This window comes from Variovorax sp. P4_D9 (assembly GCF_056401695.1).
The window spans coordinates 1-9,662 of the sequence record NZ_JBFUIU010000331.1 but is presented as its reverse complement, the minus strand read 5'-3'; the positions used below and the strand labels follow the sequence as shown (position 1 = coordinate 9,662).

Here is a 9,662-nt window from a genome sequence, read left to right as displayed (position 1 = left end):
ACCTGAGGAACAACGCGGATTCGCTGCCGGACTATGGGCGTCGCTATCGAGCGGGCCGGCGCATCTCCAGCGCCTTCGTGGAGTCCGCGGTCAACCAGCTGATCGACAAGCGAATGTCCAAGTCGCAGCAGATGCGATGGGATCCAGAGAGCGCACACCTGCTACTGCAGGTGCGAGTCCGCGTCGTCGACAGCCAGCTGCGTGATGACTTCGCGCGTTGGTACCCCGAGTTCCCGTCCAACGCGTCAACGCTGGCAATGACAGCTTGACAACCCCATCAAATCGAACGCTCTCGTCAGTTATTGCACCGATAACGAGTAGACCCCAAGCGGCGGCGCGGTTCTCAAGGCCTGCAGGTGCTGACCGCCGGATGAGGCGCACGGCTTGTGGGGCTTCATTGCTTGCGCTAGCGCCGCGCGCGCAATCACTCCGCGCCGCGTGCGGAGCAATCGAGGTCTTTGACCCGCGCATTCGGGTGGGCGAGAAAGAACCGCAGCATCTCGGCGCTCGCATCCGCGCCTGCCGGGTTGGTATAGCTTCCCGTCGCACTGCCGCCCGACCACGCATGACCAGCGCCGTGGAGCTGCCAGTATTCGGCACTTGTGCGGCCGTACTCGGCTTCATGCACTGTGCGCGTGTAGCGCTGGCCCTTCGCGGAGCGACCTTGGACGATGCGCGGCGCAGGCACATCGCGCGCCGAGCTTCCTGCGCTGCTGCGTGCAGCCTCCACGATGGCATCGCCATTGCTGGCGTGGACCGTGTAGTCGGCATCGCCATGGAACACGATCACAGGGGGCACGTCGGCGTCAGCGCGCTGCGAAGTAGCGCCGCCGCTGCGCATCACAGACAGTGCCGACATCACATCGCTGGCGGCTCCGCTGGGCAGCCCGGAATGCACGCCGACGGCGGCAAAGATGTCGGGATAGCAACGCCCGACAATGTCTGCCATTGCGCCGCCTGCCGACAGTCCGGCCACGTAGACGCGTGCGGCGTCGACGTTGAATTTGGCCGTGACCGACTGGGTCAGCGCGGCGAGGACAGCCGGTTCCCCGCGCCCTCGCTGCTGGTGCTGCGGCTTGAACCAGTTCCAGCATTTCTGGGCGTTGGCATGCTGGGTTTGTTCGGGATAGAGCACCAGCACGCCGTGTTCACGGGCCAGCGTATTCATCTGCGTGCCGGCGGCAAAGTCGCCTGCGCCCTGCGTGCATCCATGCAGCATCAACACCAGCGGTCGTGCCGGAGTCGGGGTTGCGCCAGCCACCGGTGGCGGCACATAGAGCTTGTAGGCAAGCGTGCGACCCTGATGAGTGAAGCTGCCATCGATCCACTGCTCGCCGTCCAGTCCTGGAGCGGCGGGTGAAGGCCCGACGTAGTGGATGTCCGATCCAAGCCCCGCTTCAGGCGCCGGGAAGGCAGCGCTCGAACCCGCTGGCTTGAACTTGCGCGCCACGAACCGTTTGAGGCGGTCCAGGAACGCGCCCGGTTGGCCACTTCTCGACGTGTGCGCGGCTCGCGGTGCATCAGGCACTGCCGCCGGGTCCTTGGTGCCGAACACTTCAGGGGCGTCGCCTCGCAGAGCGCGCTGGATGGCGAGCGTGGCCGCCTGGAGTTGCCCGGCGCGTGTGAGTTGCGTGGCCTCGGTCATCAGGCGCTGGAATAGATCGGTCATGGATGGCTTTCTTGGGTTTGTTTAGTGAATGCGCCCGGCGAGGGCAGTCTTGACGGTGCTACTTGCGTGCAGCGCACCAAGCACGGTGATGGATTCAATGGCAGCAAGCGCCAGTTCGGGAGTGACGTCCTGGCTGATGCTGGCCAGTCCGAGCACGCGGATCTGCAATGTCTGGCCAGCCGCCTTGACGGCTTCGAGATCGGCCGCCGTGAATTGCTGCAGTCCCAACACCAGCATCTTGCGGGCGACCACTTGCTTGAGCGCCTCGCCATGCGTGGCCAACTGGTTGCGGATCGCCGTGCGAATGAAGTCCGTGCGGTTCGCGTAGAAGCGCTCCGCCACGAGCAGGTCGATGTGACCGAGGTCGACGAAGCCGAGATTGATCGTGATCTTTTCGGATTCGGGGAGCGGCTTGGTGGGGACAAGAGTGAGCTTTGAAGGCATGCGCCATCTTAGCACCATCCATATGGATGGTGTGTGGATGATATTTGGTAGCGACACCTAGCGCGGACCCCCTGTACTGCGCGGTGTGCGGTGTGCGGTGCGCAGGGCCCCCTCTGCCCACCGGCCGCTCTGGTGGCTCCACTTGCGCTCTTCACGGGCGACCGCCGCCGCCAGCAGCCGCTGCACCAGCCGCACCAGCTCCCGCTCAGTCAACTCCCGCACCTGCACCGTCTGGTCCAAGCCATTGACGCCGGCCGGAACGCGATGATTCGTTCGTTGCTGAGTTCAGGCGGCCGGCTCGCCACCTCAAGCCCCTCGCGCAGTTGGTCGGCGAAGGCCAGCACCGCGGCAAGATCGCTGCTTGGCGCCAACCCGGTCTTCTGCGCAGGCACTTGACGCTCAGCGGCTCACGCACCGGGGCGCCCTGCGGTTACGCGTCTCTCTACTCGGGCGGGTCTACGCCTAGCGCCTCGCCCACGTGGCGCAGGGCGTTCATGACCTCGGCATATGCCCCCAACAGTCAAGCCACCGACCTCGGCACTGACCGCAACCGCGGAGAGCTCGGGGCATCCTGAGCGAACAACGAGCCCCTTTGATGCACCTCTCGCTCAGGCGTGGTTGCCGCGCGCGGCTTTTCTCGCCCGTTGGCATGCGGCTCCTGAAACTTTGCATGCTCCGCGAAGACCTTGCCAGCGAGACCACCGGGCTGCGCCGGGTCTCGATCGCCGCCCCGCAAGCAGCTGCTATGTGAGCCGCCGCAGATAGTCGTCCACGCTCTCCGAGAGCTGGTCGTCTTCGGGCATGCTGCCGCCGGGCGTGAAATGGTCGACCACATCCGGCAGCAGTTCCGATAGCCCGCTGCGCGCCTCGTCGTCGCCCATGCCCGCCTGCTGCGCGATGCGGTGCAACTGGTCGTGGCCCAAGACCTCGTCGATGGCATGTGGCGGCAGAGCCTCGTTGGCGCCGGTGCCGACCCATGAGTCGGCCTGTTGACCGTAGCCCTTCTGCGTGAACTGGCCGATCAGGTCGCCGATGCCGCCCAGGCCACCGGCCGCGCTACCGCCTTGCCGGCCGCGCTGGCTCAACATGCTGAGCACTACGGGCAGCAGCGCCATCAGCACCGGGCTCATGCCGCCGCCGCGCCGCTGGCCGTCACGGCCGCCGAGCGCGTTGCCCGTCAGGCCGTCGAGAATCTGGGTAAGCAGGCCCATGACGATCTCCCTCAGCGGACACGACCGCGGCGCGCCAGGTTGACGATCGCCAGCAGGATCACGGCGCCGATGAGCGAGGCCAGCAGGCCCCGGATGCTGAAGTCGTTCTGGTTGACCGTCGCCGCCCCGAGCAGCGGCGCCACGAACCAGCCGCCGAGCAGCGATCCGACGATGCCGACGATCACGTTCAGGATCACGCCTTGCTGCGCGTTGGTCTTCATGATCATGCTGGCGACCCAGCCGATCAGTCCGCCCACGAAAAGCCAGATGATGAGATTCATGGTGCGCTCCTTGGTTGAGGTGAACGCAGCGTTGTGCGGCGGGCTCTGCGCCCCTATAGGACAACGCCTCCAAATGAGAGAGGTGAAAAGAAGCGGGTCTCAGCCACGCCGCGGCGGCGATGGCTCTCCTAGCGAGCCGCGGCCTACATCGTTTCGGCCCGACGACTGATCAATCGGTGCGGCCGCCCGGCTGATACCTGTCGGGCTGGCGAGCCTCTAACACCCAGCATCCGCCGAAGGCCCAATCACATCAAGGACGACATCATGGAAAGCAATTCATCGAACCCACGGACCGAGCCCGCAGACGCTCAAGACACCGGTGGATCATCGAACTCCGCGTGGAGTGCTGCCCGGGACCCCGGCCAGTCCGCCCAGACCGGCCAGACCAGCGATCGCGCCGGGGCAGTAGTGCGCAGGGACACGGAGGACGCCGACAACCTCGGGCACAGGGCGGATGCGGCCCAATGCTACCTGCAGGATGCGAAGGCCAAGGTGGGCGCCGTGGCCCAAACGGGCAAGGCCTATGCCCAGGATGCGGTCAACGCGGCTGGCAAGAAGATCGACGACATGAAAGGCCAGGCCGCCGATCTGAAGCAGCGGGGCATGCAGTTCGCCGCCGATGAGCCGATGAAGGCGGTTGCCTGCGCCGCGGCGGGGAGCGCGGTGCTCACGGCGGTGCTTCTGTCGTTGATGCGCGGACGCCGCTAGGCGGCTTGGTAAGGTCAACACTGAGCCACTTTCTTCGGAGACCTCTACGCTCGGCGTCACGCTTTCGGATTGCATGCCTCTTGCCAGGGCAGAACCAAAATCTCAGAGTCCGGCGGAGTTTGGTGATTCGTGCGTTGATGCTATTGACCAGGCTCAAAGAGGGTTACGAGCGACGAGTCCGACTACGACAGCCACCAGGGCATGAGGTTGGAAGGGCTTGGGCAGATGCGCATCAAAACCGCTCGCCAGGGCCTTGTCCCGATCCTCGGGACGCGAGAATGCTGTCAGGGCAACCGATGCGAGCGGCCTGCCGAAGCGGGACGCCTCTCGCGGTCGCGCTATCAGTCCATAGCCGTCGCGACCGGGCAGGCCGATGTCGCTCACGAGCATGTCGGGCCATCGGTCCTCGAAGAGCTGAAGCGCCGAGTCGAAGTCCGATGCCTGTCGCGAGTGGGCACCCGCGTCCCGCAGGATCACTGCGAGCATTTCTGCCGCGTCCGCGTTGTCTTCACCCACCACGATGTCGAGGTCCGACAACGGCCGGGCACTGGATGGAGGCGGGAGATTGGTCACCGGATCGCCCACCGTGTCTGCCCCTGCCTCGATCAAGGGCAGGTCTACCTGCATGCGGGTGCCTCTTCCTTCCCCCTCGCTGGAGGCGTGGACGCGCTCCCTCCGTGCAGTTCCACGAGGTGTTCAACAATCGACAGGCCCAGGCCCAGGCCGCGGTGCAGACGGGTGCCGGGTGCGTCGCTCTGACTGAAACGATCGAACTGATGCGGAAGGAACCCCGGGGCCACACCTTTGCCCGCGCCTTCGACGACCATGATGAGCTTTTCTGATTTCCCATTCGAGCGAGACCCGCACCGTGCCTTTTCCCTGGGAAAACTTGATCGCGTTAGTGAGCAGGTTCCAGACGACCTGCTGAAAGCGCGTCGCCCCGGGAGACCTGGACGGCGTCGCAACCGCAGCGAGAGGAGAACGGGTCGAGAGAACGCGACGTCAGCTCACGATCCTCGGCTCATTGAGGGGTTCCCGTCTTCTCCTTCGGATTTGTAGGAACATCAGGACGCTCGCCCTTCACGCCGGCCTGGGGCTTCAGATCACTCTTCTCGGGTTTCACCTCAGCGCGGGTCATGGCTCCCGTAGGCAGCGGGGCGTTGGGTTGGTTGTTGGTCATTGTCGAGGGCTCACCCTTCGGAACGGTTGTATTCGCCGGACTACGGTTCTCTGAGCGAGCTTCGGATTTCACGGCCTCGCGTGATACAGGATTGCTGCCGTCAGGCCGCTGAGTCGGGTTCGCTGGCCCGGCAGGGGCTTTCGTGCTGGCCTGACCGCCCTTCGCAGGGTCCGGCGCCGCGGGCACCGCGGTCGTCTGCGCAAGCGAGGCGCTTGTGAGGCCCAGCAGTCCAACGAGCGCTGCTGTGGTGATGATTCCCTGTTTCATGATGTCTCCTGGATGTGATGTGCAACCTCGGCGTGAGGCCGCAATCCACTCTGAAGGATGCACAAGGCAATAGTGTGGGGAACCAGCGCTGGCGAATGTAGGTGCGCGCGCGAGACAAACCCGCAGCGCGCACGAAGCGGCGCCTCGCGGCGCGAAAGGCAGAAGTGTTCAACGGCATGCCCTCGACTTGAGCTTGCCTTGGACATGGCGCGAGGAGTCAGTCAACGCCTTTCGTTCTCGGCGTCTTGTCCCACCGTGACACGATGTCTTGCTGCCCATGCTCCGTCACGGTCGAAACGCCGCTCCTCATGTGGTCGGCTCGATCCTTTAGCAAATCACCAAGGAAACACCATGGGCATCCTCAGCAATATTTTCAGCAAGATCTTCCCGTCCTTGCACGCTGCCAACGCTCCGGCCTCTTCCGCGGCTGGACCGGCTGCAGCCGCACCCGGCGCCGTCCCTGCCGCCCCGACGGCGGCATCAGCAGCGCCGATGCCCGAAATCAACATCGAGCAGATGTTCGACGGTATGGCCGCTAAATCCCCTGAGAAGCTCAACTGGAAGACATCCATCGTCGACCTGATGAAACTTCTCGGACTCGACAGTTCGCTGCAGTCGCGCAAGGAGCTCGCCCAAGAACTGCACTACACAGGCGACATGAACGATTCGGCCTCCATGAACGTGTGGCTGCACCGGCAAGTGATGAACAAGGTGGCCGCCAACGGCGGCAAGGTCCCAGCAGACCTGATTGATTCACCCCGTACTACCGAAGCGCATCAGGGGATCATCTGGACCATCCTGATCGGCTTCGTGGCCGGTCTCGTCGCACGCGCCGTCATGCCCGGCGCACGCGATGGGTTTCYTTTTCACCGCCGTGCTGGGCATCATGGGATTGGTGCTTGCCACTTATTCGATGCGGCACCGCCTCGTTCAGGAAGGCGAGCGCCGGCCCCCGGCCCGAGGATCGAGGAGAAGGTCTCGACGTCTCGTGCTTCGTGGAGGCTGTCCGCTCATTGCATCCACGCGTCGTGGCGATGGAGGCGTACAGCTCGGCCCACCACTGGGCAAGATGCTTCCGGGAGATGGGCATCGAGGTGAGGCTGATCAGCCCTCAGTAAGTCACCCCGTTCGTGAAGACCAACAAGAACGACAGCAACGATGCGCGCAAGCGATTGTCGAAGCAGCCATCCGGCCGACGATGAACTTCGTGGCCGTGAAATCCGTTGAGCAGCAAGACATGCAAGCGGTTCACCGGGTGCGCGAGTTGCTGGTCCACCAGCGCACGGCGTTGATCAATCAGGCCAGAGGCTTGCTGGGCGAACGCGGGGTGGCGATGGCAAAGTCGCCCGAGGCATTCAAGCGTGCGCTGCCGCGGATTCTCAGCGCTTGCGAAGGCGAGATCACCAGCATCTGCCAGGCGATGGTGCTGGAAATCATGCAGCAGATCCAAGCCATTGAAGGGCATATCCAACGCGCCGAGACCTGGCTCAAATCGTTCATGAAGCGCTCGCCGCTGTGCAAGAAGATCGCGGTCGTTGACGGCGTCGGGACGATCACGGCGACGGCTATGGTGGCCTCGGTTGGAGAGGCCAAGGAGTTCAGGAACGGGCGGCATCTGTCGGCCTGGCTCGGCCTGGTGCCGCGCCAGTACTCGTCGGTTGGAAAGTCGCAGCTCAAGGGCATCAGCAAGAGGGGCGACACCTACCTTCGTACCTTGCTGATTCACGGGGCGCGAACGGTGCTGCGCTACGTCGCGGGCAAGCCCGATGCGCAAAGTCGCTGGCTCCAGGACCTGATCGCGCGGCGGGGCTACAACCGAGCGGCGGTCGGACCATGCGCTTGCGCTCACGGTCGGGCGTGGCGGGGTCGCTCCACAAGCGCGGGAAGTCAGATGCCAGCGCCAGGATCGCGCTGTGCTTCGCTTCGCCAGCGCTCCAGCGTGGAGGCGCCCACACCGACCTCGCGCGACACGTCTTCCAACGTCGCGCTCTCAGGTGGCAACAGCCGTGCCACCGCCTTGTCCTTCGCTTTCTGGAGAGAGCCTTTGGCTTGATCTTTGTTCATCGCGCGTTCCTTGGTTGCGTGGCATTGCACGAAGACAACATGCGTTCACAGCGCAGTCGCGTATGTCGGACGGCGCGCCGATGACGGTGCAGCCAGCCCTGTTATGTCTTTTCACACACCAGGCAGAAGCGACACCGACTGGGGCGCCAGCTCTCGAGGGAGAGCAGATCAGCGGTAGATGTGCTCGCCTCGGTTCTGCTTCCACTGGTCTTCGAAGTGGGCGGCGTCGTCATCATTTTTCGCACGCACGCCCATCAGGATGCCACCCTTCTGAATGCCACTTTCATAGTCCTTCACGCGTTCCTCGGGGATATTCCATCCGATCAACGCGCCGATCAGTCCGCCGCTGGCCGCACCGGCGCCGGCGCCAGCTGCAGCCGCAGCCAGGGGTCCAGCGATGACGAGCCCGAGCCCTGGCAGCACAAGGTTGGTACCAAGGGCGGCAATCGCGGCAATCGTCGCGCCCACGGTGCCCCCAATGGCGCCGCCAACGCCGGCACCTTTGGCGGCTTTGTTGCCAAGCTCCGTTTCGACCCCGGGTTCACTGGAAAAATGACGGGTGCGCGTTTCGTCTGACATCACGAGGTTGACGTCGTCTTTGGAGTAGCCGCGCGCTTGCGTAGCGTCGTAAGCGCTTTCTGCGCTGGCCCGATCGGGAAAAAGGCCGGTGACCAGCCGGCCGGAATCAGTCGAGGTAGGAACGTTCATGATCAATCTTTCAAAGGTGACGAACTCAGTGCGGTTGGCCCGTACGAGGCGGAAAGCGCCCGAAAGCGCCATATGACCATCGATGTCCAAGAGGGGTGAGGGCCGTAGAGAGTCCCTCATATCGACGTAGGTGCAGGGCTTATTGCAGCCAGCAAATGCTCTGGCCGATCGCGCCGGGCCACGGCGTAGCGTCACTGCCTACGCGACCGCAAGCCCACATCTGATGCGACACGGTGCCGCTCGGGGCCAGCCTGAATTCACCTCAAAATCATCTCAGGAGACTTCCTATGAAAGTGATCGCAACAACCTGGCTGGGCCTCGCATTGGTGCTGGCAAGTGTCAGTGCCTCCGCCCAAGACCCCGTGAAGAWGGACGGCACGCCCAAAGACAGCGGCACGACCATGGCCATGACGGCGCAACAGTGCAAGGAGCACATGGCAATGTCGGAAAAGGCCGGCGTGAAAAAATGGACGACGCCATGGTGAAGAAGGACACCATGTGCAACGACTTGATGAATAGGGGTGGTGGCATGACCAAGGACGGCATGTCTGGCGAGCCCGTGAAGAAATAACCTGCCTAAAAATCAGGCGTCGCGGGCAGTCGGCGAGGGGCGTACTCCKACCCGTCAGCGACGTCCGCCAATCCTGTGAAGGTAAGACTGAGCGGTCAAATCCGACGAAGGAGCCATGATGGAAAACGAGAACCTCAAAACGACGTTCCAGCCAGACGAAGAGGCGAATCAAGCCGGGCACGATACCAATTGGATGACCAGGGGCGATGCTCCAGAGACCGGGCGAGCAGGCCAGGCAACGGGGCAAACTTTCCGCAGCCACACAGGGGATGCCAAGCAAGCTTTCGCGGATGCAGTGGGTCCCGCCAAGGGTTACGTTCAGGAAGCCAAGGAAACCGCGAAGACGGTGCTCGACGCCGGGCGCGCTTATTCGCAGAATGCCGTCGACGCGGCTGGCGACAAGATCGGCGAGCTCAAGGGGAAGATGGACCAGGCCAAGGAAAAGGGGACGCGTTATGTGGTTGACCAACCGATGCAGTCGGTGCTCATCGCGGCTGCTGGAGGGGCCATGCTGACCGCGTTAATCCTCTCCGCCATGCGAGCCACTCGGCGTTAGGGG

12 protein-coding genes and 4 pseudogenes are annotated in these 9,662 nt (G+C 63.8%); 6 read left to right on the top strand and 10 right to left on the bottom strand.

Annotated elements, in window-relative coordinates:
• Positions 1–269: pseudogene (locus tag AC1DY5_RS29490) on the top strand (ISKra4 family transposase); the annotation flags it as partial.
• Positions 270–424: 155 nt separating this feature from the next.
• On the opposite strand, the gene AC1DY5_RS29485 reads toward AC1DY5_RS29490, so the two are convergent.
• From AC1DY5_RS29485 to AC1DY5_RS29465, 5 genes are all read right to left on the bottom strand, one after another.
• Positions 425–1,669, bottom strand: coding sequence for an extracellular catalytic domain type 1 short-chain-length polyhydroxyalkanoate depolymerase (locus AC1DY5_RS29485; protein WP_478117203.1), 1,245 nt, complete (start codon positions 1,667–1,669; stop codon positions 425–427).
• A gap of 21 nt (positions 1,670–1,690) precedes the next feature.
• Positions 1,691–2,113 carry a CopG family transcriptional regulator gene (locus AC1DY5_RS29480; RefSeq protein WP_478117205.1) on the bottom strand — a complete coding sequence of 141 codons (423 nt, stop codon included), beginning with the start codon at positions 2,111–2,113 and terminating at the stop codon, positions 1,691–1,693.
• A gap of 57 nt (positions 2,114–2,170) precedes the next feature.
• Positions 2,171–2,326 (bottom strand): hypothetical protein, encoded by a 156-nt coding sequence (locus AC1DY5_RS29475; protein WP_478117201.1) that lies wholly within the window; start codon positions 2,324–2,326, stop codon positions 2,171–2,173.
• Positions 2,327–2,856: 530 nt separating this feature from the next.
• Entirely contained in the window at positions 2,857–3,324 is a 468-nt protein-coding gene (locus tag AC1DY5_RS29470) for a YidB family protein (RefSeq protein ID WP_478117199.1), read from the bottom strand.
• Between the two features lie 11 nt (positions 3,325–3,335).
• Positions 3,336–3,605 carry a GlsB/YeaQ/YmgE family stress response membrane protein gene (locus AC1DY5_RS29465; protein ID WP_478117198.1) on the bottom strand — a complete coding sequence of 90 codons (270 nt, stop codon included), beginning with the start codon at positions 3,603–3,605 and terminating at the stop codon, positions 3,336–3,338.
• A gap of 264 nt (positions 3,606–3,869) precedes the next feature.
• On the opposite strand from AC1DY5_RS29465, the gene AC1DY5_RS29460 reads away from it, so the two are divergent.
• Complete coding sequence (locus AC1DY5_RS29460; RefSeq protein WP_478117197.1) at positions 3,870–4,313, top strand: hypothetical protein; 444 nt, start codon at positions 3,870–3,872, stop codon at positions 4,311–4,313.
• A gap of 153 nt (positions 4,314–4,466) precedes the next feature.
• On the opposite strand, the gene AC1DY5_RS29455 is transcribed toward AC1DY5_RS29460, so the two are convergent.
• The 4 genes and pseudogenes from AC1DY5_RS29455 to AC1DY5_RS29440 all read right to left on the bottom strand — a co-directional run bounded on the left by AC1DY5_RS29455 (position 4,467) and on the right by AC1DY5_RS29440 (position 5,760).
• A complete protein-coding gene (locus AC1DY5_RS29455) occupies positions 4,467–4,940 on the bottom strand; it encodes a response regulator (protein ID WP_478117195.1) in 474 nt (157 codons plus the stop codon).
• Positions 4,931–5,140 carry an ATP-binding protein gene (locus AC1DY5_RS29450; protein WP_478117193.1) on the bottom strand — a complete coding sequence of 70 codons (210 nt, stop codon included), beginning with the start codon at positions 5,138–5,140 and terminating at the stop codon, positions 4,931–4,933. Before AC1DY5_RS29450 ends, AC1DY5_RS29455 begins: the two co-directional genes overlap by 10 nt.
• A gap of 28 nt (positions 5,141–5,168) precedes the next feature.
• Positions 5,169–5,237: pseudogene (locus tag AC1DY5_RS29445) on the bottom strand (hypothetical protein); the annotation flags it as partial.
• A 97-nt stretch (positions 5,238–5,334) separates the two neighbouring features.
• Positions 5,335–5,760 carry a serine/threonine protein kinase gene (locus AC1DY5_RS29440; protein WP_478117191.1) on the bottom strand — a complete coding sequence of 142 codons (426 nt, stop codon included), beginning with the start codon at positions 5,758–5,760 and terminating at the stop codon, positions 5,335–5,337.
• A 351-nt stretch (positions 5,761–6,111) separates the two neighbouring features.
• Between AC1DY5_RS29440 and AC1DY5_RS29435 the strand changes: the two are divergent.
• A pseudogene (locus tag AC1DY5_RS29435) lies at positions 6,112–6,507 on the top strand (DUF3597 domain-containing protein); the annotation flags it as partial.
• Positions 6,508–6,764: 257 nt separating this feature from the next.
• Positions 6,765–7,588, top strand: a pseudogene (locus tag AC1DY5_RS29430) (IS110 family RNA-guided transposase); the annotation flags it as partial.
• Positions 7,589–7,992: 404 nt separating this feature from the next.
• Here the strand turns inward: AC1DY5_RS29430 and AC1DY5_RS29425 are convergent.
• Positions 7,993–8,622, bottom strand: coding sequence for a hypothetical protein (locus AC1DY5_RS29425; protein ID WP_478117189.1), 630 nt, complete (start codon positions 8,620–8,622; stop codon positions 7,993–7,995).
• A 197-nt stretch (positions 8,623–8,819) separates the two neighbouring features.
• Here AC1DY5_RS29425 and AC1DY5_RS29420 point away from each other — a divergent pair, with 197 nt between their 5' ends.
• The gene (locus AC1DY5_RS29420) at positions 8,820–9,017 is read left to right on the top strand and encodes a hypothetical protein (RefSeq protein ID WP_478117187.1); all 198 of its coding nucleotides are present in this window, start codon (positions 8,820–8,822) and stop codon (positions 9,015–9,017) included.
• Between the two features lie 204 nt (positions 9,018–9,221).
• Positions 9,222–9,659 (top strand): hypothetical protein, encoded by a 438-nt coding sequence (locus AC1DY5_RS29415; RefSeq protein ID WP_478117185.1) that lies wholly within the window; start codon positions 9,222–9,224, stop codon positions 9,657–9,659.
• Positions 9,660–9,662: the final 3 nt, after the last annotated feature.

Coding starts and splice junctions, on each gene's coding strand:
- AC1DY5_RS29440 (WP_478117191.1), bottom strand. CDS start 5,760: ATGAAACAGGGAATCATCACCACAGCAGCGCTCGTTGGACTGCTGGGC.
- AC1DY5_RS29460 (WP_478117197.1), top strand. CDS start 3,870: ATGGAAAGCAATTCATCGAACCCACGGACCGAGCCCGCAGACGCTCAA.
- AC1DY5_RS29470 (WP_478117199.1), bottom strand. CDS start 3,324: ATGGGCCTGCTTACCCAGATTCTCGACGGCCTGACGGGCAACGCGCTC.
- AC1DY5_RS29455 (WP_478117195.1), bottom strand. CDS start 4,940: ATGCAGGTAGACCTGCCCTTGATCGAGGCAGGGGCAGACACGGTGGGC.
- AC1DY5_RS29450 (WP_478117193.1), bottom strand. CDS start 5,140: ATGGTCGTCGAAGGCGCGGGCAAAGGTGTGGCCCCGGGGTTCCTTCCG.
- AC1DY5_RS29415 (WP_478117185.1), top strand. CDS start 9,222: ATGGAAAACGAGAACCTCAAAACGACGTTCCAGCCAGACGAAGAGGCG.
- AC1DY5_RS29465 (WP_478117198.1), bottom strand. CDS start 3,605: ATGAATCTCATCATCTGGCTTTTCGTGGGCGGACTGATCGGCTGGGTC.
- AC1DY5_RS29480 (WP_478117205.1), bottom strand. CDS start 2,113: ATGCCTTCAAAGCTCACTCTTGTCCCCACCAAGCCGCTCCCCGAATCC.
- AC1DY5_RS29485 (WP_478117203.1), bottom strand. CDS start 1,669: ATGACCGATCTATTCCAGCGCCTGATGACCGAGGCCACGCAACTCACA.